This window comes from Providencia sp. JUb39 (genome assembly GCF_012272845.1).
Taxonomy (GTDB): Bacteria; Pseudomonadota; Gammaproteobacteria; order Enterobacterales; family Enterobacteriaceae; genus Providencia; species Providencia lanzhouensis.
This window is the reverse complement of record NZ_JAAWXD020000001.1, coordinates 1,460,539-1,484,512: the sequence shown is the minus strand read 5'-3', so window position 1 is coordinate 1,484,512 and position 23,974 is coordinate 1,460,539. Positions and strand designations below refer to the sequence as shown.

At 41.6% G+C, this 23,974-nt stretch carries 31 protein-coding genes and 1 tRNA gene; 9 read left to right on the top strand and 23 right to left on the bottom strand.

Going from position 1 to position 23,974, the window contains the following annotated elements; genetic code table 11:
- Positions 1-14: 14 nt before the first annotated feature.
- The 17 genes from HFU86_RS06580 to HFU86_RS06500 form a co-directional block, all read right to left on the bottom strand.
- On the bottom strand, positions 15-2,756 hold the full coding sequence (locus HFU86_RS06580) for a DUF927 domain-containing protein (RefSeq protein ID WP_187128945.1): 2,742 nt from the start codon (positions 2,754-2,756) through the stop codon (positions 15-17).
- Positions 2,753-3,097 (bottom strand): hypothetical protein, encoded by a 345-nt coding sequence (locus HFU86_RS06575; RefSeq protein WP_132494562.1) that lies wholly within the window; start codon positions 3,095-3,097, stop codon positions 2,753-2,755. Before HFU86_RS06575 ends, HFU86_RS06580 begins: the two co-directional genes overlap by 4 nt.
- A 12-nt stretch (positions 3,098-3,109) precedes the next feature.
- Positions 3,110-3,706: a hypothetical protein gene (locus HFU86_RS06570; RefSeq protein ID WP_187128944.1), complete on the bottom strand. Its 597-nt coding sequence runs from the start codon at positions 3,704-3,706 to the stop codon at positions 3,110-3,112.
- Positions 3,703-3,924, bottom strand: a complete 222-nt coding sequence (locus HFU86_RS20075; RefSeq protein WP_187128943.1) for a hypothetical protein — start codon at positions 3,922-3,924, stop codon at positions 3,703-3,705. The genes HFU86_RS06570 and HFU86_RS20075 overlap by 4 nt, the downstream gene beginning before the upstream one ends.
- Positions 3,924-4,118 (bottom strand): hypothetical protein, encoded by a 195-nt coding sequence (locus HFU86_RS06560; protein ID WP_132494555.1) that lies wholly within the window; start codon positions 4,116-4,118, stop codon positions 3,924-3,926. The genes HFU86_RS20075 and HFU86_RS06560 overlap by 1 nt, the downstream gene beginning before the upstream one ends.
- Positions 4,118-4,291, bottom strand: a complete 174-nt coding sequence (locus tag HFU86_RS06555) for a hypothetical protein (RefSeq protein ID WP_187128942.1) — start codon at positions 4,289-4,291, stop codon at positions 4,118-4,120. The genes HFU86_RS06560 and HFU86_RS06555 overlap by 1 nt, the downstream gene beginning before the upstream one ends.
- A complete protein-coding gene (locus tag HFU86_RS06550; protein WP_187128941.1) occupies positions 4,288-4,872 on the bottom strand; it encodes an ORF6N domain-containing protein in 585 nt (194 codons plus the stop codon). Before HFU86_RS06550 ends, HFU86_RS06555 begins: the two co-directional genes overlap by 4 nt.
- Positions 4,869-5,078, bottom strand: coding sequence for a hypothetical protein (locus HFU86_RS06545; protein WP_004906529.1), 210 nt, complete (start codon positions 5,076-5,078; stop codon positions 4,869-4,871). Before HFU86_RS06545 ends, HFU86_RS06550 begins: the two co-directional genes overlap by 4 nt.
- Positions 5,075-5,254, bottom strand: a complete 180-nt coding sequence (locus HFU86_RS06540; protein ID WP_187128940.1) for a hypothetical protein — start codon at positions 5,252-5,254, stop codon at positions 5,075-5,077. Before HFU86_RS06540 ends, HFU86_RS06545 begins: the two co-directional genes overlap by 4 nt.
- On the bottom strand, positions 5,251-5,445 hold the full coding sequence (locus tag HFU86_RS06535; protein WP_187128939.1) for a hypothetical protein: 195 nt from the start codon (positions 5,443-5,445) through the stop codon (positions 5,251-5,253). The genes HFU86_RS06540 and HFU86_RS06535 overlap by 4 nt, the downstream gene beginning before the upstream one ends.
- Positions 5,442-6,332, bottom strand: coding sequence for a host cell division inhibitor Icd-like protein (locus HFU86_RS06530; protein WP_187128938.1), 891 nt, complete (start codon positions 6,330-6,332; stop codon positions 5,442-5,444). The genes HFU86_RS06535 and HFU86_RS06530 overlap by 4 nt, the downstream gene beginning before the upstream one ends.
- Positions 6,332-6,940 carry a BRO-N domain-containing protein gene (locus HFU86_RS06525; RefSeq protein WP_187128937.1) on the bottom strand — a complete coding sequence of 203 codons (609 nt, stop codon included), beginning with the start codon at positions 6,938-6,940 and terminating at the stop codon, positions 6,332-6,334. Before HFU86_RS06525 ends, HFU86_RS06530 begins: the two co-directional genes overlap by 1 nt.
- Positions 6,941-6,952: 12 nt before the next feature.
- Positions 6,953-7,348: a hypothetical protein gene (locus tag HFU86_RS06520; RefSeq protein WP_187128936.1), complete on the bottom strand. Its 396-nt coding sequence runs from the start codon at positions 7,346-7,348 to the stop codon at positions 6,953-6,955.
- A complete protein-coding gene (locus HFU86_RS06515) occupies positions 7,348-7,566 on the bottom strand; it encodes a helix-turn-helix transcriptional regulator (protein ID WP_187128935.1) in 219 nt (72 codons plus the stop codon). The genes HFU86_RS06520 and HFU86_RS06515 overlap by 1 nt, the downstream gene beginning before the upstream one ends.
- Before the next feature lie 211 nt (positions 7,567-7,777).
- Positions 7,778-8,524: a hypothetical protein gene (locus HFU86_RS06510; protein WP_187128934.1), complete on the bottom strand. Its 747-nt coding sequence runs from the start codon at positions 8,522-8,524 to the stop codon at positions 7,778-7,780.
- Positions 8,525-8,736: 212 nt separating this feature from the next.
- Positions 8,737-9,948, bottom strand: a complete 1,212-nt coding sequence (locus HFU86_RS06505; protein WP_187128933.1) for a tyrosine-type recombinase/integrase — start codon at positions 9,946-9,948, stop codon at positions 8,737-8,739.
- A gap of 164 nt (positions 9,949-10,112) precedes the next feature.
- Positions 10,113-10,200, bottom strand: a tRNA-Ser gene (locus HFU86_RS06500).
- Positions 10,201-10,394: 194 nt separating this feature from the next.
- Here HFU86_RS06500 and HFU86_RS06495 point away from each other — a divergent pair.
- Positions 10,395-10,724, top strand: coding sequence for a TusE/DsrC/DsvC family sulfur relay protein (locus HFU86_RS06495; protein ID WP_036951672.1), 330 nt, complete (start codon positions 10,395-10,397; stop codon positions 10,722-10,724).
- Between the two features lie 26 nt (positions 10,725-10,750).
- Here HFU86_RS06495 and HFU86_RS06490 read toward each other — a convergent pair whose 3' ends face one another.
- Positions 10,751-11,029: an acylphosphatase gene (locus HFU86_RS06490; protein WP_036951674.1), complete on the bottom strand. Its 279-nt coding sequence runs from the start codon at positions 11,027-11,029 to the stop codon at positions 10,751-10,753.
- Between the two features lie 217 nt (positions 11,030-11,246).
- On the opposite strand from HFU86_RS06490, the gene hspQ reads away from it, so the two are divergent.
- Entirely contained in the window at positions 11,247-11,567 is a 321-nt protein-coding gene (gene hspQ / locus HFU86_RS06485; RefSeq protein ID WP_006813539.1) for a heat shock protein HspQ, read from the top strand.
- Between the two features lie 75 nt (positions 11,568-11,642).
- Here hspQ and HFU86_RS06480 read toward each other — a convergent pair whose 3' ends face one another.
- The gene (locus tag HFU86_RS06480) at positions 11,643-12,056 is read right to left on the bottom strand and encodes a CoA-binding protein (RefSeq protein ID WP_187128932.1); all 414 of its coding nucleotides are present in this window, start codon (positions 12,054-12,056) and stop codon (positions 11,643-11,645) included.
- A 130-nt stretch (positions 12,057-12,186) separates the two neighbouring features.
- Between HFU86_RS06480 and HFU86_RS06475 the strand changes: the two genes are divergently transcribed.
- Positions 12,187-12,645, top strand: coding sequence for a methylglyoxal synthase (locus HFU86_RS06475; protein ID WP_154637430.1), 459 nt, complete (start codon positions 12,187-12,189; stop codon positions 12,643-12,645).
- A 102-nt stretch (positions 12,646-12,747) separates the two neighbouring features.
- Here HFU86_RS06475 and helD read toward each other — a convergent pair whose 3' ends face one another.
- Positions 12,748-14,802, bottom strand: a complete 2,055-nt coding sequence (gene helD / locus HFU86_RS06470) for a DNA helicase IV (RefSeq protein WP_187128931.1) — start codon at positions 14,800-14,802, stop codon at positions 12,748-12,750.
- Between the two features lie 123 nt (positions 14,803-14,925).
- Here helD and yccS point away from each other — a divergent pair, with 123 nt between their 5' ends.
- Positions 14,926-17,076, top strand: a complete 2,151-nt coding sequence (gene yccS, locus HFU86_RS06465; protein WP_187128930.1) for a YccS family putative transporter — start codon at positions 14,926-14,928, stop codon at positions 17,074-17,076.
- A 66-nt stretch (positions 17,077-17,142) separates the two neighbouring features.
- Here yccS and HFU86_RS06460 read toward each other — a convergent pair whose 3' ends face one another.
- Positions 17,143-17,745: a TfoX/Sxy family DNA transformation protein gene (locus HFU86_RS06460; protein ID WP_187128929.1), complete on the bottom strand. Its 603-nt coding sequence runs from the start codon at positions 17,743-17,745 to the stop codon at positions 17,143-17,145.
- A gap of 268 nt (positions 17,746-18,013) precedes the next feature.
- On the opposite strand from HFU86_RS06460, the gene sulA reads away from it, so the two are divergent.
- On the top strand, positions 18,014-18,580 hold the full coding sequence (gene sulA, locus HFU86_RS06455; RefSeq protein WP_187128928.1) for an SOS-induced cell division inhibitor SulA: 567 nt from the start codon (positions 18,014-18,016) through the stop codon (positions 18,578-18,580).
- A 354-nt stretch (positions 18,581-18,934) separates the two neighbouring features.
- Positions 18,935-20,008 (top strand): porin OmpA, encoded by a 1,074-nt coding sequence (ompA, locus tag HFU86_RS06450; RefSeq protein WP_036951685.1) that lies wholly within the window; start codon positions 18,935-18,937, stop codon positions 20,006-20,008.
- Between the two features lie 117 nt (positions 20,009-20,125).
- On the opposite strand, the gene matP is transcribed toward ompA, so the two are convergent.
- On the bottom strand, positions 20,126-20,587 hold the full coding sequence (gene matP, locus HFU86_RS06445) for a macrodomain Ter protein MatP (protein ID WP_108478890.1): 462 nt from the start codon (positions 20,585-20,587) through the stop codon (positions 20,126-20,128).
- Between the two features lie 172 nt (positions 20,588-20,759).
- On the opposite strand from matP, the gene HFU86_RS06440 reads away from it, so the two are divergent.
- The 3 genes from HFU86_RS06440 to fabA all read left to right on the top strand — a co-directional run bounded on the left by HFU86_RS06440 (position 20,760) and on the right by fabA (position 23,485).
- The gene (locus tag HFU86_RS06440; RefSeq protein ID WP_071992149.1) at positions 20,760-20,936 is read left to right on the top strand and encodes a GhoT/OrtT family toxin; all 177 of its coding nucleotides are present in this window, start codon (positions 20,760-20,762) and stop codon (positions 20,934-20,936) included.
- A 197-nt stretch (positions 20,937-21,133) separates the two neighbouring features.
- Positions 21,134-22,870, top strand: a complete 1,737-nt coding sequence (locus HFU86_RS06435) for an AAA family ATPase (RefSeq protein WP_187128927.1) — start codon at positions 21,134-21,136, stop codon at positions 22,868-22,870.
- 96 nt (positions 22,871-22,966) lie between these two features.
- Positions 22,967-23,485 carry a bifunctional 3-hydroxydecanoyl-ACP dehydratase/trans-2-decenoyl-ACP isomerase gene (gene fabA, locus HFU86_RS06430; protein WP_036951692.1) on the top strand — a complete coding sequence of 173 codons (519 nt, stop codon included), beginning with the start codon at positions 22,967-22,969 and terminating at the stop codon, positions 23,483-23,485.
- Between the two features lie 125 nt (positions 23,486-23,610).
- Here fabA and rmf read toward each other — a convergent pair whose 3' ends face one another.
- A complete protein-coding gene (gene rmf / locus HFU86_RS06425; protein ID WP_036951696.1) occupies positions 23,611-23,781 on the bottom strand; it encodes a ribosome modulation factor in 171 nt (56 codons plus the stop codon).
- Between the last annotated feature and the right edge of the window lie 193 nt (positions 23,782-23,974).

Below are 23,974 nucleotides of genomic sequence, written 5' to 3'. Positions count from 1 at the left end.
TCTGTTCTGGCTGGCTATTCTTCCTCGCTATCAATTAAGACAACAAATCGCTGCTGGCTTCCGTTAATACTGATGGTCTTACCGTCTACACGCCCTGATTCTGGTCTGACTAAAATACCTGCCTCGTCGAGTGCCTCTGCCCCCAGTTTCTTTTGAATGCCTGAGAGTATTTCATCTTCGAACACTGACGGGATAATGTGATATTCGTCCTTGCCGTCCTCTCTGCGTCCAGAAACCAAATAGCCCGCAAGGTTTGTTATCCTGCCTGCGTAAGTTCGGTCTAGATCCCCGTTACGCTTGCCATAGGTGTACGGTTGAAAGCGATTCAATCCATAGCGTTGAATAAAATCCCTTGCCCGTTTGACGACTTGGTATTTTTCGCGGTTCCCTGTGCCATAGTTCTCCAGCCACTCATTGAAGCTATTACGAATAAAACGGCTACATTCGGCAATATCCCAACCTGTGATTGATGTTGCTAACTCTGCGGTAGCGTCCAACATGGCAAAACGGGTAGCGACTCGTTTAACCTGTGGCGATGCTTCTTCGGGTAAACTCGATAACCATTCGTTTTCTTTAAAGGTTACTTTCTGGTTGGCGATATCCTGATTGTTGGCTAAATACTCAATCCATGCTCTACCGACAGCCCCGCAATGCTGCGTTGATGCGCGCTTGATGGCTCGTGAATGTAAATCACCATCATCAAGGCTGTGAAACTCGACAGTATCGGTAAATGGCACACTAACCAGCCGCACTAATTGCCCTGCTTTTGGGGTGACACCATTACGAATGAGATAAGTTTCAAAATCTTCCTCACCCGTTGATAACGCCACAATCGCCCAACGTAAAACAGCTTTATTTCCACCGTCTTTATTACCTTGAATACGCCCCGTACCATTGAATAAGCTGTAGGCACTTCCTGCAACATGCCGCACATCGTTACCCTGTCCAATTTCATCAATCGGCATAAACCCGTCATTTCGTGAAGCGGCTTCAATCGTTAGTCCGTACTTTGTCGCATCCCATGTTAATTTCAGTTCATCGGGTACACCGTAGATACTTGAGGCGGCTTCTACCGTGGTGGTTTTCCCTGCTGAGGACTGAGCGAATAAGTGAATGCCAAATGAGCTACCGCCTGATAACGAGTTCAGCGGGGCAGCTAACGCGACTAACCCACCTAAAATCATAGATTGGTTGCCTTTCATTAAATTACCGACATTCTTCCGCCAGCTTTCATCTGTTCCCCTGACGACATAACCCGCAACGGCAGACGTTCCACCACAAAAGGCAACGGGGCGGCTAGGTGTACCAATAATATGACCATCTGGCATCACGTATGCCCCATCATGCCAACCAGCGGTATGGGTGATCGTCCATTCGTCACGCTTTCCTTTTCGCTGAAGATAGTTAGCCAGTAAATCCAATTGACCGCGCTTTGTTGTGATATTAACGCCACGGGATCGCAATCTTCCCCACCCTTGAGGTGAGCCTAGTTCACGCCTTGGAATGGCTTCATAAATTATGCGGTTGCTGCCCTCTTGCTTCATCTGGATAACCAAATAACTGTCTTTACCGTCAGAGCCAATGCCTACCGTCGCCATTTCATCCGAAAACCATGTTTCTTTTTCGTCAATCTCGCCCGTCGTGTTATTTTGCTTGCGTTCGATGTAATACAAGCCACCGTGACGCTTATCAAAAAATGGGGCTAAATCATCGTGGGGTCTAACTTTCTTTTTCGCGTCAATGTGGATCACGTTGTCCTCTTTCATTGCCATATTGTCCTGTGGCTGATACATTCCCTCGCTGAAAGCAGAGGCGGTGGCTTCCCTCTCTCTGGATTGCAGGTAATCGTTCCAATCTCCCTGACAAGGTGGAATTGAAACATAGCCGCTAACTTCTCTCGCTGCGGCTTCTGCTTTCACCTTGCCTGTGTTGATCTCATTTTTACTGTCGTTATCCCCTGCAATGATAATTTGGCTTTCTGGGTACTTCGTCCGCATCACCTTAGCTACATGAATTAAGTTACTCGCATCAATTGCCGCTACTGTGTGCGCTTCTGGTTGGATTAACTGGCACGTCATGGCGGTTGCCAATCCTTCAGCGATAATCACCGTAGAAACGTTGACAGGCTCATTGATAGGGTAATAGCTACCATTCTTCGCGCTATCGAGTAATAGCCGTTTCTCGCCATTGGGCTTAATGGTCTGCGCGGCTGTAATTGTGCCGTCAGCGTCCATCAATGGAATAATCAACGAGCCATCGGTTAATAGGGTCACGGTGTTACTATCAAAGCCTTTCGCTTTTAGGTACTCAGATTCGCCCTGTTTAGCATTGGCAATAGTGCGGCTGTATCGCGCTGTAAAGCGTTTATGCTTCTCTATCTGCTCGTTAGCTTGGTTCTGAGCTTGCTGTGCTTTCAATGCGTCCTGTTGCGCTTTCACCTCATGGCTACGGTAGGCTGGTGGATTATCTGAACGGGTATCAATACCAATCATGCCAGCCACTTCATACGCTGCCTCGGTCACGCTACCGCCCAGAACACGCTGAACTAAGTCCAACCCATCACCCGAGCCGCACTGACTGCAAATAAACGTGCCGTTGCCGTCTTTATCGTCAAATCTAAAACGGTCTTTACCGCCACAATGAGGGCAAGCGGTGTGCGTGTTTAGGGGCACTTCTGCCCCAAGGTTAGACAATATGTTTTGCCATTGTCCGTTGGCTTTCAGCTTCACATCACGGATAACATCAATCGGCTTCATTGAAACTCTCCTTGTTCAGCTAAGGTATTACCCATGTCATTAATCATGCTTTTCCATATTTCACGCCCGTAGCCTGTAATAACCCCATTTATCACACAAACTTTTAAGACTTGTACGGCGGCTTTTTTCCATGCTTTTTTCTCTTGCTTCAAGGCGTTCAATAAGTAACTGTCTACCAGCAAGCGAACACTTTTCGCACCGTCGCTAATAGCGACCTCAATCACTTTATTACCCACGTTCATTGTGAAGTAATCGCCACCATTACAGGCTTTAATATCCTGATAGATTGCCTCTGCGTAACGGTTTGCCAGTGAATTAACTTTAAAGGTTGTGATTATCATGTCATTGGCTCCCTAGTGAACGGTGACGGTGTCTTTAAAGTCACCATCTTCTATCATTCGAATGAGATCATCGTGAAGCATCGATAGCCCCTCTCGACCTCTATCTGATAGCCGACAGCCTTGTTTTGGCTCAAGATTGATAAAATCACGATACATACGTAAAGCCATTGAAGGGGCATATTCAGGCTCGTAATGTTCATAAGCCACACCCTCAACATGGTTTGCTAATAACATTCGCTCACTGGACGGATAGACAGTGAGTGACGCAAGCTCATTGCTGTAAATGGCTGCTATGGTCGTGCCGCCTTTCCCATCGCCAGCATAATGAAACCCGTTATGATCGGCTTGCTCCATAACAAACGAGGCAGCGACAATCCAACGCCAAAGAATGACGGTTTGCTCAATCGTGGATTTAAAGAAGCCGTTAACCTCTCCCTTGCTAATAGTGAGAACTAACTCAAAACCCAAAATCAAATTGCCATCAAAGGTGCCATTATTCAGTGCGTCCAGTGCTTCGCTGTAGCTGATAGCCTCTTGATTCGCTGCGCCAGTAATGAGAATTACACCCTGTTCGCTGTGCTCGAATGCGTTAATGTTTGTAATGTTCATCGGTTCGCCTCCGCTACTGCTACCTTGTAAGCTCGCAACACATGCGAGGACTTACCTGTAATCACTGTTTTAATCACTAAACCGCGCTTTGTGCTGGCTGTTACATGGGTTTTGAGTAGCACCGTATCCACAACGCGACAATGTTTTTTATATTGAAATAGATTGCTGGTTACGGTGATTTTGGCGACTGCGCCACTATCAAAATAATTAAGTTTCATTATCTTCCCTCCGCCGCTTCGTTCATTTCATCCCTAATCGAATAAACAACGGTCAATACCGCCCAGATCATGTTTCTGGTTTCTTCGCATCCCTCTGCTTCCAGCCACGTAGACAGTAAAGTAATCAGCATTAATACTTTTGCTTGGTGCGGCTCTAGTAACATTTCTACTTCACGCTTTTGTTCCTGAGTCATTACTTCACCTCACGCACATAGTTAATTCGGATATCGGTTAAACCGTCACGTCGCGCTTCTCGCATCACTTGCGATTGAGCGTCTTTCTGGGTGGCAGATAACACCTGTTTACAAATACCTAGCGTTAACCCTTTCGGAGTTGTGCCATACCCTGCAATTTGAAACATTCTCATGAGCGATACCCCCCCATATCCTGAATGTGTAGCTGTGAGGCTTGTTCAATAGCCATTACCATTGGTTTAAGTGCTTTCTTCTCCTTGCGGCGTAGGTTCATGGCATAGCTACCGCGCCTACCGTGACCTTGATAAGAATCAGCTTCTAAACGGCTAATCAAGTTCTGAGCCTCACCAATTGGCATGGCTTCAAGTTCCGCCAGCGTGGGGATTTGAATATGTTTAATTTCGGGAAACTCAGACAAACGAAAGTAGCTGTTAATCATTGAGCGTTGAACCTGCCACGACAAATCATCGGTAAATGGCTTGGCAACCATCAAATAACCTGACTCAGTGATAAGCATTAACTCTTTTGCCTTGCCGCCTATCTCTAGTTCGGGTAACTCGGTACGTATTACGTACTTAGTGAGCAAAAAGTAATCTACCCCATCAATGAAGTGCTTTTTATGTGTGTTGAATGTGCGCTTTGCTGTACCTTTCGGGCGTTGGTGTACCTCGTCAATCATGGCAAAGGTCACAACTCGCTTACCTTGATACATGAATGGGCTTAGGCTGGTGGCATTGATAGTGACCTGTCTCATTTCATCACCTCCGCTAACCGAGTAATTTCTTTCCCTTGAGCATGTACAAGGCGATTAACTGCTCTCAGTAGAAAATGTGTATCTGTATCAGCCTCATTCTCTACAGCCGTTAACAGCGGGATTAACAACGCTTGGAGTTCTTCGTTGATATGCTCAACCTCTTCCAAGGTAGATAAGTGACCAACTTTTAATTTGATTGTTTTCATTTGGTCGCCTCCTCGAGTGATTCCCGAATTTCACCACTTAAATCACAAGCGATAGTAATTAGGTCTACTAGTTCAGTCGGGCATTTCCCGTTAGCCTTTTCCAATATGGTCATTACTAATGAATGGGCTTGTTGTGCCTTGTATGCTGCTACATCTAAAGAAATTAGCTTGCTCATGCTTTCCCCTCCTGTGCTGCCGCATCGTTCAAGAATGCCGCTACATCACCGGATAATTCAGTCATAAGTGAGGAAATAGCGACGATATCGCTTGGTGTAAAATTACGGGGATAATTAGGAAGCATCAGGCTAATCAGTTCTAGCTGTTGTGCTTTTTCAGCTGCTTGATGGATAGTGATATCTGCGCTCATGCTGTCACCTCCTGGGCAGGTAATCGACCAGCGAATGACAGAATGTAATCACGTACAAGCATCAGTCTTGCATCGTGTTCGTTCGATGCTGTCACAGTAATACGACAAGGTTTAGCGGTAGTATCTGAGCGTTTAATGCTCAAAAACAGAAATTTGAATTGAGTTTGGGTAGGGGTTGCCATCATAACGATGATCTCCAGTAACTTAACTAAGGAGTCATCACCAGAGGTGCAAATCTCTATAGGGGTGATGACGTTGGCAAGGTTTGCACTACTGGAGTTACTGGAATCCAGCCAGCCCGAAAGCTGCCTCACCAACGCCACCATTGAATAAGAGCGATATAATACCGCATTTAATAGGTGTGCGTAGGCATTGACACAAAAAAAGACGCAAGGCGCGTCATGTGTCGCCAGTAACTGATTCAGGGTGCAAATCCTGACACTAGATTTTGCTAGTGCGTTTTTACTATAGCCAACTATTACCCATAAGCGCAAGTGATGTATTGCACATTTTTGTATTAACTCAAGGTTATTACCTTTACCAATAACAAGATGAATACTATTCTCATAGTTCTCACTTGCTCGGTATTCAATATCGACGTTCCCGAGGGTAGCCGATTGGCTGCCCTTTTTTATGGACTGACAAAACTCAATTCTGCCTTGTGTAGTGACCCCAATTAAATCTTGCCAATGAGGATAATTAGCCTCTTTGGAAAGATGAGAAAAATCACCTTTAGCTAATGGTGTAAATTCTCCACGTATTTTCGCTGATACATCGGCTAAAGTTTTAGCTGATTGCTGAGCCAAAATGTTGACCGAGTAACCAGACGAAATTTTGTCTGATTGATTGCCAGCCAGAAATGAGGCTTTCTCTTGGTAGGTAAGCATTAGTGAACCTCCCCACTCAAAAAATCAGGCTGGTACCTCTTCCACAACTCGCGTTCTTCACGCTGTAAATCAGCTTTCTTTTGCTTACAGGATTGCAGATCACGCCCATGTTTTGAGGCTGTAATTTGGTATTGTTGCTGACGCTTAGTGAAGTCATTTAACGCTGAGAATGGCACACCATACGCACCAGTTTTACGAATAGATGGGATAACGTCTCGGAATACCCAATTAGTGAACCTATGGGCTAAAGTTCCTTTAGTGGTAGCCTTACGACTACGGGTAATCAGTTTATAAAAACCAGATTCCGAAACGATTATTAACTTTCTTACTCCGCCATGAGAGGCAACTTGACTATAACTTAAAGTTACAGTCATCTTTTCATCATCATCTAATCCTTTTACCGCTTTAGCTGTATTGCTTTGCTCCAAGGCGCTACATAAGTCAGTAGCAATAAACCACGGCTCATTATTAATTTTAACTATCCGCACCTGAACATCTTCAAATCGAATAACAGAAATATCATCTGAATTAATATTTAAAATAGTCTCTTCGCTGAATTTAGGGTGAGCGAATCCGCCAGCATTTAAGCTGTTATTTTTTAGTTTCATTTTCTTATTCCGCTATTTTGTCGGGTAGAGGCTTAAAATATTATCTACGAGTGTTTTATTCAGTGTTTGATAATTACCTTTTTCAGCGCGTTCATTGATTAAATTGATAACCTTTTGCGCATCCTGAGCTGTCTTAAAGCGATAACGGTAGTGTGACCCGATACCATCAGAATTAGGTTCATCAATGCGTTCTAGTTCGATATTTAATAAGCGCTCCAATTCATTTGGATAATTACGTCCTGACGATAAACGACAATGAATTAATATTTCATTCTCTGTAAATCCATTAATGCCAGTACCTAACATATATAAACGGGCGCGATGTTTTTTCGGCGGGTTCTTTGGTAGAATAGACTCTGTGACGTTATTCTGAGAAGCCACCTGTAGCGGGTGGTTTTTCTTTTCCATTATGCCACCTCGCCAGTACGCGATTCAGCAATCTTATTTGCTACCCATTCATCCACTTCCGATTCAACGAAAGCAATAGAACGAGAGCCTATCTTCACTGGTTTAGGGAATTCATTTCTTGCAATAAGCACATACACCCATGCTTTAGCATAGCCTGTACGGCGCATTACTTCAGGTAAGCGAATGAGGTTTTCTTTTAAGGTTGTAACTGTTGGCATGATGCCCCCTGTTATCTAGTCAATGATGCGCCTTAATAGACGCCCATATATTTCAGGGGTTATTGAATCAAATAATTAACACACTGTATGGAAGTGTGCGCAAAATAGTAGGAAGCGATAAAAAACAGTCTTTGGAAGTAGAAATATCCATTTTCGGTTATTTTACATACAGTTTGGAAGTCTCGTTTTTATCTTTGGAAGCGCAGTTACTCTATAGACTAAATCCATCATCTGGCTCGTTTTCATCTAGCGCTTGATTAATCAAATTAGTAAGTGATTTTGTACTTATTGTTGAGCCTTTCCCGTAGTTGTCTATAGCAGCAATAGCGCCTTCTGCTATAGCGCTTTTGTTCATTTTGGAACCATTCTTATAAGCGGCTCCTTTTTTATCGGTTAAAGCCAAGCATAAGCCAGCTATGAACATTAAAGCAGTTTCTTTACCAGCAAACTCATTCCACTTTTTCAGTTCTGGTATGTTTTTATCTGTTTCATATTTCTTTTTAAGTTCATCAGCTACTTTTTGGTTTTTCTTTCTCTCCTCACTGAGCTGTATCTCTGCATTCTCTTTTATAAAGTCTAAACAACTAGGAAGCGGTACATTAACATCTAACAGAAAGACTGCCGCTTCCATTGCTTTAACGCACACCTTATATGATTTCCACTCCCTATCTGAGACTTGTCTCATTATGTCAAATGGAGCAAACGGGCAACTGTCGTTACTAAATTCAGATAATACCTGTGTAGCCTCGTGCTTTGATAGTTTCACAAAAGAGTCGAGTTCGGTGTAGTAATATAAATTAAATGGCTTATTAAATGGAATTTCTTCATATATTTCTCTATATAAAATAGCCACAACATCAACATCACTCACACCTTGCATTTTTGCAATTTCATTAATAAATTCTTCTAGGTAAATTACCTGCTGTTTCTCTCTCTCTATCGCTTTAAAAAAACTCACTCGCCACCTCACGCCCTCTTTTGATAGGAGCTATGCCAGCTAGTAGAGGTGTACTAGTTTTCGGGGATCAGCCTAGACATAGCTTTATTCTTTATAGTCTGCACAAGTCTACTACAGTCTATAATTACTGTCTATTTGTCCAGTTATGACTATTTTAGGTACAAAAAAACCAGACTTTTTACTGTCTGGTTCAGTATTCGATTGCTGGCTACTTAAGCACGTTTAAAGTTACCGTGGACAACATTATCCCCGTTCTCTAATGCTCCCATGTAATCAGCGTACCATTGAAGCATTTCTCTACGTCCATCAATATACTGAGCATGGTTATACGTTCCACGAATAGAGTTCTTATCAACGTGCGCTAACTGTGTCTCAATCCATGCTGTGTTATAGCCTTGTTCGTGTAGGATGGTGCTCATTGTGTGCCTGAATCCGTGACCTGTGGCTCTGCCACTATAACCCATGCGCCTAATCATCGTATTCAGTGCCATATCTGATATATGCTTTCTATAATCAGTGCGGCTAGGGAATACATATTGATAACTGCCACTGATGGGGTGTATCTGCTTCAGTAAATCAATAACCTGCTCTGATAACGGTACAATATGAGGGCGGCGCATCTTCATTTTTTCAGCCGGTATCTCCCACACTCCAGTATCAAAGTTAATTTCTGACCATTCGGCCTTTCTCAATTCGCCTGGTCGAACTCCAGTTAATATAAGTACCCTTAATGCCACTCTAACAATCTGGCTTCCCATATACTTATCAATAGAAGAAAGAAATTCTGGTAATTCACTTACTGAAAGATGGGCGTAATGCTCACGCTTATGCGGAACAAAGGCACTGGCTAAATCTGGCGCGGGGTTATACTCAGCCCTACCAGTAATAATGGCGTACTTCCATACCTCACCACAACGTTGACGCACTTTCTTTAGCTTCTCGGTTGCTCCGCGCTTTTCCATAATAGAAAGCACTTCAAGTAATTCCATTGGTTTGATTTCGGCAATCGGGCGATTACCTATATAAGGAAAGACGTCTTTTTCGAATGCGTCCATCATGTCATCACGATAACCAACAGACCAGCGATCCTTTCTTCCCTCATACCATTCAAGGGCGATATTTTTAAAGGTGTTTACACTGTCAATCTTTGAGGCTTGCTTTTGTTCTTTGCGTTGTTGGTTTGGGTCAATTCCATCCGCCAGCAATCTCTTTGCATCATCACGCTTTCTTCTGGCATCAGCGAGTGTAACAGTTGGATAAATTCCAATAGCTAAAAGCTTCTCTTTACCATCGATTCGGTATTTTAACCGCCAATACTTTCCGCCGTTCGTTTTAACCAATAGGTACAGCCCACCACCATCAGATAGTTTGTAGTCTTTTTCTTTAGGCTTGCTGGAATCAATTTGCTTAACGGTTAGCTTCATTTGGGGGTACTCAAATCATGGGGTATAAATGTACCCCCATATGTACCACCTAAAGGGGGTAGTTTTCAATAGACGATAGTAGACGTTGGAATAATGGGATTTAGCTTGAATGCTTGATTTACTTGGGATTGAGAGACTTTAGTAGACTTGATTAGAAGTGAAGATGGCGGAGGAGGAGAGATTCGAACTCTCGGATGGTTTCCCATCGGCGGTTTTCAAGACCGCTGCCTTCAGCCGCTCGGCCACCCCTCCGCAATGACGAGCACTATAATCATCTGCGCTTTCAATGTAAACCCCTAATTTGTTCGTTCGCTTTAAAAATAGACGCACATTGATTCAATGGATGAAATTATCAACATTTTTTCCTATTCCAACAGGGTTTACTTGGGTTATTGCTGGTTTTTTGCTAAATTTGCGGTCTACTTTTGTTTGGATAGAAATTAAGTATGTTGGTTTTTAATAATCAAGAAATTGAAACAGACTCGCAAGGCTACCTACTTGATAGCCAACAATGGAGCGAAGATCTTATTCCGCTACTCGCTGCGCAAGAAGAAATTGAACTCACTGACGAGCATCTCGAAATTATCCGTTTCGTTCGTGCGTTTTATTTAGAATTTAATACATCACCAGCGATCAGAATGTTAGTTAAAGCGGTTTCTCAGCAGTTTGGGGAAGAAAAAGGCAACAGCCGTTATTTATATCGACTGTTTCCTCAAGGTCCTGCGAAGCAAGCGACAAAACTTGCAGGTCTTCCTAAACCCGTAAAATGTATTTAAGAACCTGCTAATCATTTAAGAATACATTAATAGCGGACGGAAAAATCCGCTATTGGTTCCGTATGCCAATTTTCACTAAAGTAGTGGTCGATTTTAGCGCCCGGAGGCCCGCCCGCTTTCAGCCAATCATCGACAAATTCAATATCCTGCTCGGAACCATAAATAGCCAGTTTCACACTGCCATCATCCCGGTTATAAACAAAACCTTTGACCCCATTTTGATTCGCCCAATGATAGGTTTGGTAACGAAACCCAACACCTTGGACTCGCCCATAAATATAGAAATAACGACCTGTTGCTGTCATATAAGCCTCCGATGTCATTACTTAATCAATTAAAACCCTCTGGCGCAGTTGTTTTTTATTCATTCAGCAGATAATCTGATTATTGAGGCACTGCTTTTCGTTATTACTTAAAGACAGTGTATTGCGTTATGAGTAATTGTCCACACATTGGCTTGAAAACGCACAGCACTGCCCACATGTAGTTTACAGCACAAGCAAGGCTTTTAAGGAGGTCGCTATGATGATCACCAGTAAATATGGTATCGGGCAACAAGTCAGACACAAACTTCTCGGCTACCTTGGGGTAGTTGTTGATGTTGACCCTGAATACTCGCTCGACCAACCACATGATGATGACATTGCATCCAACAGTACATTACGCGATCTGCCTTGGTATCATGTCGTCATGGAAGATGATAATGGGGAAGCGGTTCATACTTATTTAGCAGAAGCACAGATTACTTATGAGATGACTGATGACCATCCGGAACAACCTTCTATGGATGAGTTAGCAGAATCGATAAGATCCCAATTACAAGCTCCACGTCTACGTAACTGATCATGAACGCAATCCAGTAAAGCAGCCCACCAGCTGCTTTATTTTTTTACATTACCGTCGATGAACTCGCGATACTTATTTTTCCAAACCTAACGCTGGAATTTCTTGTTTAGGACACTTATCCATCACGCATTGTAATCCCGCATTCACAGCAATTCTTTGCGCCTCTTCGCTAATAACCCCTTTTTGTAACCATAAGACTTTAGCTTTAATGGCGACGGCTTCATGAGCAACACCAACTGCAGCCTCTGCATTTCTAAAAACATCAACCATATCAACAGGGTTAGGAATTTCACTCAGTTGTGCATAAACTCGCTGCCCTAATAATGTTTGCCCCGCGAGCTTCGGACTCACCGGAATAACCTGATACCCTTGATGTAAGAGGTATTCCATGACTTCATAGCTTGGGCGGTCTGTACGGTCACTCGCGCCAACTAATGCAATTGTCTTAACGCTTGTTAGAATTTCAGCAATTTCTTGATCTCTCATCAAAATATCTCCCAAAATCAGTAAACTATTCATATGCATTATGATATATGTTGTACATCTTTGTTCACTCAATTTTTAAGATGCGTGACAGCTATCTATTTGTGATGCCAATCTTGTTTAAGGGAACCTCATGGAATCTACCACCCGAAAAATCGCAGCTTCAAAAAATATTGCCTTAGTTGCCCATGACCACTGTAAATCATCCTTACTCGGTTGGGTAACCCAAAATAAAACGAAATTAAGCTCACACAAACTGTTTGCAACAGGTACCACTGGGAGCTTAGTCAATAAAGAAACCGGTTTACCCGTTACTGGCATGTTGAGCGGCCCAATGGGCGGTGACCAACAAATTGGTGCCATGATTGCAGAGCAGAAAATCGACCTACTCATTTTCTTTTGGGATCCGTTAAATGCCGTTCCTCACGATCCTGATGTCAAAGCGCTTCTGCGACTGGCCACTGTATGGAATATTCCTGTTGCCACCAATCCTGCTACCGCTGATTTTCTGATTACCTCCCCTTTCTTTGATGGGGAAATTGATATTGTGATCCCTGATTATCAAAGCTATTTAAATAAACGCACTAATTAATAGTACGCCTGAAAATAGTCGTAAATAAATAAAAAACTGCGCCATCAGTATACTCAATGGCGCAGTTTTCATTTTTAAGCTCTGAACTTTAATAAGCGATTTTTAAGGTTTTTTCTGTCTAGGTACGCCCATTTGCCTTAGCTCTTCAACAAACTCGGATGGATTATCAGGGTTATACAATAACCATGCTTGTTGCTTCGCTCTCGTCAATGCCACATAAAATAGTCGTCGCTCTTCCGCATGTTCAAAATGTTCAGGTTGCGGCAGCAAAGCGTCTTCAATAATCGACTCCCGCGCAGGCGCTGGGAACCCCTCTTTGCCACCATTTAAACCACAAATAATGACATGATCCGCTTGTTGACCTTTCGATGCATGCATGGTCATAAATTGAATTTTCAATTTCGGCCAGCGAGTTTCCGCTTTATTAAGAATTTCCGGTTTTAAATAATGGTAGCGAGCCAAAATTAAGATATTTTCATCATCTAAAACATAACCACTCATTTTATCCAATAAACGCTCTAGCGCATCTTCATACAATAAAACGACTGATTTTTTATTACCTTTAGTTAGGCTATTTAATGGCTTATCTAACTGGCTTGGGTTCTGTAACACAAAACGATTCGCAACATCACCAATGCGCTCATTAAACCGGTATGTTGTATCTAATGCGCATAAATCCCCTTCACCAAAATGCGTTTTAAATGACGTCGTCAAATCCAATTCAGCGCCACTAAAGCGATAGATTGCCTGCCAATCATCACCAACCGCAAATAAACAGGTTTGCTTATTTTGTTGGCGTAATGCATGTAATAATTTGGCTCTCAGTGGTGAAATATCTTGAAATTCATCAACTAAAATATGTTTCCATGGGCTAATAAAACGCCTTTTTTCAATAATATTGATCGCTTGATGGATAAGACCGGAGAAATCAATCGCACCTTCATCTTTGAGAGCACTCTTCCAAGCTTTCAATAACGGAGCCATTAAACGAATTCGTTTTTGGAATAGCGCACGAATTTCTTCCCGCGTATTGTCGACCATCTCTTTTTGGCTACCACCATGAGAGCGGATCAAACTCAACCAGCGCTCTAGTCGAACGACCACTTTGCGACTAATTTTTTCATCATTCCAAAATTCACCTTCAGGAATATTCCATTGCAATTCTTCTGACAGCCACTCTCGCCAGCCTTTCGCTTGGGCTTTTTTACTGGAGCACTGCTCTCGCCATTCATTCAACAAAAGAGATTGGCGCTTTTCGGTATCCGACTCTAACGCACTAATTACTGGTGACTTATTGCTACCTTCGCGGATAATCTGCAATGCAAGTGCGTGAAAGGTTTTCGCCTCAATCTCTTTTTGTTGTAAACGAGATTGAATCCGCTCATTCATCTCTTCTGCAGCTTTACGCCCAAACGCCAATAATAAGATTTGCTCAGGTTTAGCCAGCTCTCTTAATAGAAGCCACCCTGCCCTTGCAACCAGCACCGACGTTTTTCCACTGCCCGCTCCCGCTAAAACTAAAACATTATCTTCGCCATTAATAACTGATAATGATTGAGAATAATTTAATGGAGAGGATTCAATATGTTGGAAAAAATCATCATAGCGTGTTAGAACTGACTGGCACCAATTCTGATTATTTTGCTTGCGGCATTGTTCACTATTCGTTAGCCACTGCTTGCAAAATTGGTAATGTGCGGCACAGTTTTCAAATAAAGGCATTCGAACGAGGGGTAAAGGAAGTGATGAAAACTGCTGAGTGATCCTTTCTTTTATCGACTGCAAGCTACGTAAACTTAACCACGCATCTTGCTGAGTTTGTTGTAAAATCGACTGGGTTAAAGACGTCAATACTTGAGCACTGACCTCGCTCATTTCAACGCTCCATTGCTGCCATTTTTCATTCAAAAAATGGTAGAAACGCTGAGTTTGTTTCCACTCAGTACCGTGCAAACGAACGACTTGTTCATCTAAAACTTCAAATTCCAATTCCCCCCAGACGATCCCACGCTTACAGCGAATATCGACTAGCTCATTGAAGGGAATAAGATATTGATGGTTTTCACCACTAACTTCAATGCCTGCATTAAGTAAGCGAACCCGATTATAGGGATGCTGAGCCAGGCGCTGTCCAATCTGTGTCGATTTCAGTTCCATACGTTCTGCACCTGTGTGAATCATTCGTGAAAATAATCAAAGCATAATTGCTAATAGTTTTTTATTCTACGTAAACACGTTATTCTATATAGATAAGGATTTGTCTTACCACTGAGGTACTTTGTGCTAACGCTGCTAACCAGTTATCGTCGTGTGCTCTATAACAGCCATATTTTATATTATATCCGAATCTTAATTGCGCTGACAGGCTCAACCTTGGTTCCATGGCTTTTAGGCTTAGAGCCTAAAGTCACTATCCCTTTAACTCTAGGCGTTGTCGCTGCCGCACTCACTGACTTAGATGATAGATTGACTGGCAGAATAAAAAATTTAATTATCACTTTATTCTGCTTTTTAATTGCCTCTGTCTCTATTGAATTACTTTTCCCTTACCCTGTTTTATTCTTTTTTGGGTTAGCATTCTCAACCTGCGGTTTTATCTTACTTGGCGCATTAGGGCAACGTTATGCCACTATCGCTTTCGGTGCTCTGCTCATTGCAATATACACCATGCTGGGCGTACCTATTTTTGATACTTGGTACATCCAGCCAGCGCTCTTATTAACTGGCGCCATTTGGTACAACATTCTTACCCTTATCGGGCATATCCTGTTCCCTGTTCGCCCGCTACAAGATGCCATAACACAATGTTATCAGCAGCTTTCGGCTTATCTTGATGCAAAGGCAAACTTATTTGATCCTGATCTTGAAGATGACTATCAGCAATCAGTCTATGATTTAGCCTTAGTTAACAGTACGTTAGTCAGTACAATGAATCAGGCAAAAATATCGCTACTCAGCCGATTAAAAGGCGATAGAGGTCAGCGAGGCACGCGTAATACATTGCAATATTACTTTGTCGCTCAAGACATTCATGAACGAGCTAGTTCATCGCACATTCAATATCAACAACTTAGTCGTCGTTTGCGTCATTGTGATATTTTATTTCGCTTTCAACGCTTATTAACCATGCAAGCTAGAGCCTGCCAGCAGATAGCTCAATCCGTGTTATGGCGCAAGCAGTATCAGCATAATCCACGCTTTGAGCGCACATTTACGTATATTGAAAACTCCTTGCAGCTACTCCAGCAACAATCTCCTGAATTGCATGAAATAAAAGCATTACGAAATTTGCTAAAAAATCTCAAAGGTATTGATGTCCAACTAAAAGGCTTGAGCTTAGGCCAAGCTTCTTGGCAGCAAAATAATAAGCAAATTGAACAATTATCTGACGAATCAGTCTCGGGTATTCGTGATGTATTTGCCCGCTTCAAACATCATTTAACCCCCAAATCCTCGCTGTTTCGTCATGCAATCAGAATGTCAGTCTTGCTTTGTACTGGATACTTGATTATTCAATTATTTGATTTAGAACGCGGTTATTGGATCTTACTCACTAGCTTATTTGTATGCCAACCCAACTATAATGCGACTAAGCGCCGTCTAGCATTACGTATTACAGGCACGTTATTAGGGATTGCCATTGGCTTACCTTTACTCAATATCGTGCCATCCATTGAGGGGCAGCTCACCCTAATCGTTATCACCGGGTTACTGTTCTTCATGTTCCGTAGCAGCCAATATGCCCAAGCAACACTATTTATTACATTACTGGTGCTATTTTGCTTCAATTTACTCGGTGAAGGTTTCGAAGTCGCATTACCTCGAATAATCGACACTCTAATTGGCTGTTTTATCGCATTACTTGCCGTCAGTTTTATTTGGCCTGACTGGAAATTTCGACAGTTACCACAAGTAGTTCAGAAAACGATGGATAGCAACTGCCGTTATTTAGACGCTATTTTGCAGCAATATTATCAAGGTAAAGATAATAGCTTGGAGTACCGTGTTGCAAGGCGTGACGCCCATAATAATGACGCAGAATTTGCTTCAATTGTTTCAAATATGGCATCGGATCCTAAGTCATACCAAATTACGCAAGAGCAAGCATTCCGCTTACTGTGTTTAAACCATACATTACTGAGCTATATTTCAGCACTCGGCGCCCATCGAGAGCAAATGCAAAACGAAGCGAATCTCGCCTTATTAAATGATGCAATCTGCTATATCGAATCGTCTATTCAAGCCACATCCTTAGATCCCGCAATTATTGACGAAAAATCAGAGCGCCTAAGAGTGAGCTTACTGAATCGCATTGACCGTGCATCCAGCGATGACGATGAGAAAACCGTCTTGATCATGGAACAAACTAAATTACTGGTTGAATTAATTCCTGAAATAAAATCAATGATTAAACAGATTAGTTTGTCATAAAATAAACTGATGAGCGGGCATTAAAACCTATTAATGGTCATGCCCGCTGATTTGAAAGAATGAAAATTAGTTCATGCTGTTAAACCAGTTAATGAGCTCCTGCCGAGTTCGAGAAGGTAATACTTCACTATGGCACCCCTCAATAGCCGCAGCCAATCCAATCAATTGTTTTACACTTGGTATTAGCTTCCCATGCTGTTTTAGTTTCAAAAAACACGCTTTAGCACCAATCATAATGAGGTCTTCAGCATGGAAAATTCCAATTTTCCCAAGCGCCCTCTCCATTGCCATATTCATATTTGGCAAGTCCTTGATGCGTACCGCCGCCGACTCTCTTTGTTGAGTTTCTTCCATGGCTGAGCGGTAAGCTAATTCAATGATATGACTCAATATTGATGGGTTACACCAGGCCTCTTCCGGAAGTTGGTAATAGCGCATCTCTAGAGGTATACCTCTTTTACTGTATACCAACCGTTCAAACCCAACTGATTCAAAATAGCTACGAGAAAACAGGCACCCACGAACATAGAATTGACCATCCAGTACTAACCCCACCAGTGCATTATCAATGCACAAACAGTATCCACCGAAATGGTTTTTCTTTTTTAGCGCGCCAAACTGCCCCAAAATTTGTTGTAAAAGGGAACTTCTTTCATTTTGTAATGACACTTTTCCATCTCCTTATGAATAAAAAAAACACAATCGTCCTTGAGCTTCAAGCAATAAAAAAACAACTGTTTTTACATATAATTATGTTTAATCGATTTTAAAGTTTCAGTTAAAAATGCCAAGTATAACTCGCATAAAAACCACAAAGTTGCGAAGCGCTTTGTAAAAATAGCCTTGATATTGTATAAATATACAGTTACTGTATGTTCATACAGCAACTATCTCCATGAAACATTGTTCTACATGTAAAATTGTAGCGAGGTGAATTATGAGTATTTCTACTTGGAATAGCGCAACAACACATTCTCTTAATCATTTTACTAATGATAGCTTCACGCATGACCGTCTTACGCATAGCAATTTAAGCAATGCAACCCCAGCAATGAGTTTTGCAAATGGCTCAATACAACAAGGCATGGTGAGCGAGCTAGTCTATAACGAACAACACCCAATTATGGATTACATCTTGCTACCCATGTTGCGCCAGTTCGGTATTCAATCACGTTGGCTATTATGGCTGAGCCCAGATAAAAAACTGAGTAAACACTGGTTAGAGCAAGCTGGTTTGCCCATCAATAAAATCATGCAATTTAACCAAGTTAATTCTATTACGACCATTGATGCCATGGAAAAAGCATTAAGAAGCGGTAATTACAGTGTTGTATTAGGATGGTTGCCAGAAATAAATGAACAAGATTTTATTCTTTTACAAAATGCAGCAGAAGCAGGTCATTCGATGGGATTCATTATGAGACCAGAAAAAACATATAATACAAGCTCAGCGGATATTAGACATCAAAACCTTTTAAAGATTCACGCCAATAACATTCACTAAACAATAATAAGATTTTTCTTACGAAATTTTACATTCATCAAGATAATTATAAAGAAATATATTTAAATTCTTTAAAAACAATAAGATGCGTTTATTAACAACAAAATGGGTAATATATTTATCTCTCTGATTTCAACGGTAAAAAAAGACTTTTTTTAACCTTTATTGCTTACCATACTTGTATCTTTTGGAGTTCGTTGTAGACTTTAGCCTGTTAAGCTCATGACATTATTTTTTTACTTTTCGTAAATTTTTGTGGATAATGTCAGCTGAACCTAGCAATTAAATTGAACCAATGGCAAATAATAAGGCTCACGAAGCCAAGCCAATATTGGATGATAACGAGGCGTAAAAATGAAAAAGACAGCTATCGCGGTAGCAGTGGCAGTGGCAGCATTTGCAACTGTTGCACAAGCAGCTCCAAAAGATAACACTTGGTACACTGGTGGTAAATTAGGTTGGTCTCACTACGAGCACGCTAAATTTACTTTTGAAGATGCTGCTGGAGATGAAACTTCAGTTGGTACTGGCAAAAAAACTCGTGACCAATTAGGTGCGGGTCTGTACGCAGGTTACCAATACAACCAGTACATGGGCTTCGAAATGGGCTATGACTGGTTTGGTAAAATGAAGTACAAAGGTGACAACGCAGGTAGCGTTTCTTCAATGGGCGTTTCTCTGACTACCAAACTGAGCTATCCAATCATGGATGACTTAGACGTTTATACTCGTCTGGGTGGTATGGTTTACCGTACAGAAGCTAAAGTTAACGGCGTTGGTAAAGAAACTGACACTGGCGTTTCTCCAGTTTACGCACTGGGTCTTGAGTATGCTATCACTCCAGAATTAGCGACTCGTTTAGACTACCAGTGGGTTAGCCGCATGGGTGACAAAGACAACATCGGTGTTAGCCCAGACAACGGCATGCTGAGCGTTGGTCTTGCATACCGTTTCGGTCAAGAAGCAGCTCCAGTTGTTGCTCCAGCAGTAGTTGCTGAGCCAGCAGCTCCAGTTGTTGAAAACAAACGCTTCACTCTGCGTTCAGACGTTCTGTTTAACTTCAACAAAGCGACTCTGAAGCCAGAAGGTCAGCAAGCACTGAACGAACTGTACAACGAACTGAGCAACATCGACCCAACTCAAGGTCGCGTGCTGGTAGTTGGTTTCACAGACCGTATCGGTTCACAAAACTACAACCTGCCACTGTCACAAAAACGTGCTCAGTCAGTAGTAGACTACTTAGTATCTAAAGGCGTTCCAGCAAGCGCAATCGCTGCTGAAGGTCGTGGTAAAGAAGATCCAGTAACTGGTAACAAATGTGACGCAGTTAAAGGCCGTGCAGCTCTGATCGAGTGCTTAGCGCCAGACCGTCGCGTTGAAATCGAAATCCAAGGTACAACTGAAGTTGTAACTCAACCAGGCGCTTAATTTATAGCCCTAGTTTGAATTTCGAACTGAATATAAAAAGCCCCAATTTATTGGGGCTTTTTTTCATCCTTAGAAATAAAGATCGTTACAGTAATCCATTTGTTCAACTGAAAATCGTTACTCTTTCTCTGACTTACCTAAGATCGCTTGAAGATCATGCTTCAATAAGCTCATTTGGCTCTCATACTTATCTTTATGTTCCGCATCTTCAATTAGCTGAATAATCGTCTCTGATAAGGTTTTATTTCGTTTTACTGCCAAATTAGATAGTCGTTGCCAAACCGAATAATTTAAATCAATCGACTTTTTTCGAGTATGTGGATGCTCAGCATTAAAGTGACGTTTACGACGCGCACGAATACTCTGTTTCATACGGTTATCTAATTGAGGGGACATATGATCTGCAATCCACTTCAATACATCCACAGGCGTATTTTCCAGCTTTAACAGCAGCTCAATTGCCTCTTGCTCCGCACTTCTTTCTATATATCGGGTAATAGGCTCCCCACTTCTCGCTTTATTGACTAGATATTCCCATTTCCAGCCACATTCAAGATTTTCAAGTTGCTGATATTTCATATTTTTTCCCGAAGAAAATCGTACCTATCATTATATTAGCAATAATATAAGAAAAATGCTCAAGGTGGATTTCATTTAATCGACTATCCATTGATTAACACAAAGAAAATAACAGTAAATAAAAAAATAGTGTACAATTCGCATCCACACGTTAACAAACCACTAAAATCGCATGTCCACTTTTGAACACATACTTCTTATCTATGGGATTGGAGGAGTATGTTCAGCGTTATTCGCCCTGCTAGTAACCAAAGATCCTAGTTTTTGCATGAGATTATTGAGTGCGCTTCTGATTGGCTTTACATGGCCACTGAGTTTACCCGTCGCTCTCATGTTTTCTTTATTCTAACTCGATATTTCGACAAATATTGCTGCAAGATTAGCGTTCAAAGGCTAATATAACAATCTTAAGCCTAAAATATTTTAAGGTAATAAATTAGCCTGAAATTGTATATAAAACAGACGGTACAGAAATAAACTCAGGCATATGCGCCCTGCTGATTGGCAGGCATTTATTGATAACCATACTAATAGCAGATAATTATAGTGATCAGTCAAGAATTAACATGGCAAGGCCTAACTCCTAACTTATCGTCTTTTCAGACAAAATTTGCCTCTTCAGCGACGTTGACTCCGGCAACATTGGCTGATATTCAACCAAGATTATTCGATGGGATGCAGCATTTCATTCGTGAATATGCTCAAACGCGCTTTATGTTCATCAAGTCTGACGAAAGTGAAGAATATCTCAAACTATTTACTGACTCTATCACTCCACTATTGACTAAAACCCAATTTATTAATGGTAATTATCAATTATCTGAAGATAAGCAACGATATCAGTGGCAAAACGATGTTACTGGTCGTTTTTCCTCACATGAAAAAATCGCTTACCGCCACTGGATTGAACCAGAACAACTGTTCGGCTATATCACGCCAAATCAAAATCTAGTCCCAGGTTTGCTACACCAAATTAACGGCGGAGTCCTCGTTATTTCTGCAACCGCATTGGTCACTCAGCCATTAATGTGGACTCGCCTAAAAAATATGGTGACTCGCCGTCAATTAGAGTGGCTGCCACATAGTGAAAATCAAACCTTACCGATTGAAATTGAGCCTCAGCCGCTTGAACTTAAAGTAATTGTTGTCGGTGATAGACTCATACTCGAAGAGTTTGAGTTTGCAGCTCCTGAGCTGTTTGATTATTCAATATATGCAGAATATGAACCTCTCATGTTTTTCGAAGACGAAGAACAATTAAGCTTATGGATGAATTTCATTAAATTCATTATCAACAGTAATCAGCTACCAGAAATTGCTGCTGACGGCTGGTCTGAATTTATTTTGCAAGCGACGCGTTGTTGTGAAGACAAATACAATTTGCCTCTTGATATTAATTGGCTAACTCGCAATTTAACCAATGCAGCTCAATACGTTCATGAAGGCTATTTAACGGCTGAATCATTCTCTCAAGCCAAAGAAAATCGTTTATGGCGTCATTCTTTCCTTGTTGAGCGCAATCAAGACGACATCCTGCAAGAGCAAGTTTTGATTAAAACTGAAGGGGAAGTTGTTGGTCAAATTAACGGGCTATCTGTCTTACAGTATCCGGGATACCCTGATGCAATTGGTGAACCATCACGGATCACCTGCGTGGCGCATCTAGGCGATGGTGAGTTTACCGACGTCGAGCGCAAAGCAGAATTAGGCGGCAATATTCATGCAAAAGGTATGATGATTATGCAAGCCTACCTAAACTATGAATTAAAATTAGAGCAACCACAGCCTTTCTCTGCCTCTATTGTATTTGAACAGTCTTATGGTGAAGTTGACGGTGATAGCGCATCATTAGCTGAACTGTGTGCCTTAATTAGCGCATTATCATTGCAGCCTATCGACCAACAAATTGCCGTCACTGGTGCGGTTGACCAATTTGGCTATGTTCAACCGATTGGCGGTGTTAACGAAAAGATTGAAGGATTTTTTGATATCTGCGATAAGCGTGAGCTAACAGGTAATCAAGGTGTCATCATCCCAATGTCTAATGTACGCCATCTCTGTTTGAAACAAGAAGTTATCGAGGCAGTCAAAGAAGAGAAATTCCATATTTGGCCTGTCGAACATGTTGCTCAAGCAATTTCTCTCTTAACGAAACAACCTTACTTTGAACAACAAGTAGAAGGTGATAACGTACACTTGTTAGCTTTAATTCAAGAACGCATAAACCAAGCAAATTCACCGGATAAGTCTAGATTACCTTGGTTTTTAAAGTGGATGGGCTAAGTAAAGATTGAGTAAATATTAGCTGATCGGAGTTGTTCAGCGTACAAGTGTAAGCTATTCTGTTGACCTACACATAATAAAGGCTATCTGAAGATCATGGTTGATAAACGCGAATCCTATACAAAAGAAGATTTAGAGGCTTCTGGAAGAGGCGAATTATTTGGGGAAAATGGTCCTCCATTGCCATCAGGTAATATGTTGATGATGGATCGCATCATCAAAATGACCGAAGATGGTGGTACATTTGATAAAGGCTACGTTGAAGCTGAACTGGATATCAATCCAGATTTATGGTTCTTTGGTTGCCACTTCACGAATGACCCTGTTATGCCAGGTTGCTTAGGTCTTGATGCTATGTGGCAACTGGTTGGTTTTTACCTCGGCTGGTTAGGCGGCGAAGGTAAAGGTCGTGCGTTAGGTGTCGGTGAAGTGAAATTCACTGGACAAGTATTACCGACCGCAAAAAAAGTCACTTACCGTATTAACTTTAAACGTGTGATTAACCGTAAGTTAATTATGGGATTAGCAGATGGTGAAGTTCTGGTAGACGGCAAACTGATTTATGCTGCAACAGACCTGAAAGTCGGCTTATTTAAGGATACAAGCGCGTTCTAATCGTAGCTTGCCTTAAATGCAAACCTCCGCAAATGCGGAGGTTTATAATTTCAGGGGGATGGTATTAAATTATGCGTCTAATTAATTTCCGCAAAATAATTTAATGATCCTCGTTAAATGACCAATTAAACGGCTACTGCCGCTCTATCCTCCATCGCTTTTCGCCAACCACCTAGCCAATGCGAACGGGCATCTACTGCCTGATAAGGACATAATTCTTTGGAACGTCCGGTTAAACCTGCTTGATAACCTCTTGATAACGCTCTTTCTAAACGGTCTCGCTTCTGTCTTTTCATGCCTTACTTCCCTCATCATTTAAATGGAAAAGAAAACAGCATCTATTTTTTGTTAATAGATACACTATACAAATAGCGCCCGTCCATAAGAAATGCAAGTAAAGAATTTCATATTATTGTCATAATTATGATAAATGTGACCTACATTTCGTGATAATCACAACCTACTGATATTCAAATGATTAAAAATAAA

Excerpts from the sequence above, each read along its gene's own strand:
- HFU86_RS06580 (WP_187128945.1), bottom strand. The coding sequence starts at position 2,756 with ATGAAGCCGATTGATGTTATCCGTGATGTGAAGCTGAAAGCCAACGGA.
- HFU86_RS06575 (WP_132494562.1), bottom strand. The coding sequence starts at position 3,097 with ATGATAATCACAACCTTTAAAGTTAATTCACTGGCAAACCGTTACGCA.
- HFU86_RS06570 (WP_187128944.1), bottom strand. The coding sequence starts at position 3,706 with ATGAACATTACAAACATTAACGCATTCGAGCACAGCGAACAGGGTGTA.
- HFU86_RS20075 (WP_187128943.1), bottom strand. The coding sequence starts at position 3,924 with ATGAAACTTAATTATTTTGATAGTGGCGCAGTCGCCAAAATCACCGTA.
- HFU86_RS06560 (WP_132494555.1), bottom strand. The coding sequence starts at position 4,118 with ATGACTCAGGAACAAAAGCGTGAAGTAGAAATGTTACTAGAGCCGCAC.
- HFU86_RS06555 (WP_187128942.1), bottom strand. The coding sequence starts at position 4,291 with ATGAGAATGTTTCAAATTGCAGGGTATGGCACAACTCCGAAAGGGTTA.
- HFU86_RS06550 (WP_187128941.1), bottom strand. The coding sequence starts at position 4,872 with ATGAGACAGGTCACTATCAATGCCACCAGCCTAAGCCCATTCATGTAT.
- HFU86_RS06545 (WP_004906529.1), bottom strand. The coding sequence starts at position 5,078 with ATGAAAACAATCAAATTAAAAGTTGGTCACTTATCTACCTTGGAAGAG.
- HFU86_RS06540 (WP_187128940.1), bottom strand. The coding sequence starts at position 5,254 with ATGAGCAAGCTAATTTCTTTAGATGTAGCAGCATACAAGGCACAACAA.
- HFU86_RS06535 (WP_187128939.1), bottom strand. The coding sequence starts at position 5,445 with ATGAGCGCAGATATCACTATCCATCAAGCAGCTGAAAAAGCACAACAG.
- HFU86_RS06530 (WP_187128938.1), bottom strand. The coding sequence starts at position 6,332 with ATGCTTACCTACCAAGAGAAAGCCTCATTTCTGGCTGGCAATCAATCA.
- HFU86_RS06525 (WP_187128937.1), bottom strand. The coding sequence starts at position 6,940 with ATGAAACTAAAAAATAACAGCTTAAATGCTGGCGGATTCGCTCACCCT.
- HFU86_RS06520 (WP_187128936.1), bottom strand. The coding sequence starts at position 7,348 with ATGGAAAAGAAAAACCACCCGCTACAGGTGGCTTCTCAGAATAACGTC.
- HFU86_RS06515 (WP_187128935.1), bottom strand. The coding sequence starts at position 7,566 with ATGCCAACAGTTACAACCTTAAAAGAAAACCTCATTCGCTTACCTGAA.
- HFU86_RS06505 (WP_187128933.1), bottom strand. The coding sequence starts at position 9,948 with ATGAAGCTAACCGTTAAGCAAATTGATTCCAGCAAGCCTAAAGAAAAA.
- HFU86_RS06495 (WP_036951672.1), top strand. The coding sequence starts at position 10,395 with ATGTTGGTTTTTAATAATCAAGAAATTGAAACAGACTCGCAAGGCTAC.
- HFU86_RS06490 (WP_036951674.1), bottom strand. The coding sequence starts at position 11,029 with ATGACAGCAACAGGTCGTTATTTCTATATTTATGGGCGAGTCCAAGGT.
- hspQ (WP_006813539.1), top strand. The coding sequence starts at position 11,247 with ATGATGATCACCAGTAAATATGGTATCGGGCAACAAGTCAGACACAAA.
- HFU86_RS06480 (WP_187128932.1), bottom strand. The coding sequence starts at position 12,056 with ATGAGAGATCAAGAAATTGCTGAAATTCTAACAAGCGTTAAGACAATT.
- HFU86_RS06475 (WP_154637430.1), top strand. The coding sequence starts at position 12,187 with ATGGAATCTACCACCCGAAAAATCGCAGCTTCAAAAAATATTGCCTTA.
- helD (WP_187128931.1), bottom strand. The coding sequence starts at position 14,802 with ATGGAACTGAAATCGACACAGATTGGACAGCGCCTGGCTCAGCATCCC.
- sulA (WP_187128928.1), top strand. The coding sequence starts at position 18,014 with ATGAGTATTTCTACTTGGAATAGCGCAACAACACATTCTCTTAATCAT.
- ompA (WP_036951685.1), top strand. The coding sequence starts at position 18,935 with ATGAAAAAGACAGCTATCGCGGTAGCAGTGGCAGTGGCAGCATTTGCA.
- matP (WP_108478890.1), bottom strand. The coding sequence starts at position 20,587 with ATGAAATATCAGCAACTTGAAAATCTTGAATGTGGCTGGAAATGGGAA.
- HFU86_RS06440 (WP_071992149.1), top strand. The coding sequence starts at position 20,760 with ATGTCCACTTTTGAACACATACTTCTTATCTATGGGATTGGAGGAGTA.
- fabA (WP_036951692.1), top strand. The coding sequence starts at position 22,967 with ATGGTTGATAAACGCGAATCCTATACAAAAGAAGATTTAGAGGCTTCT.
- rmf (WP_036951696.1), bottom strand. The coding sequence starts at position 23,781 with ATGAAAAGACAGAAGCGAGACCGTTTAGAAAGAGCGTTATCAAGAGGT.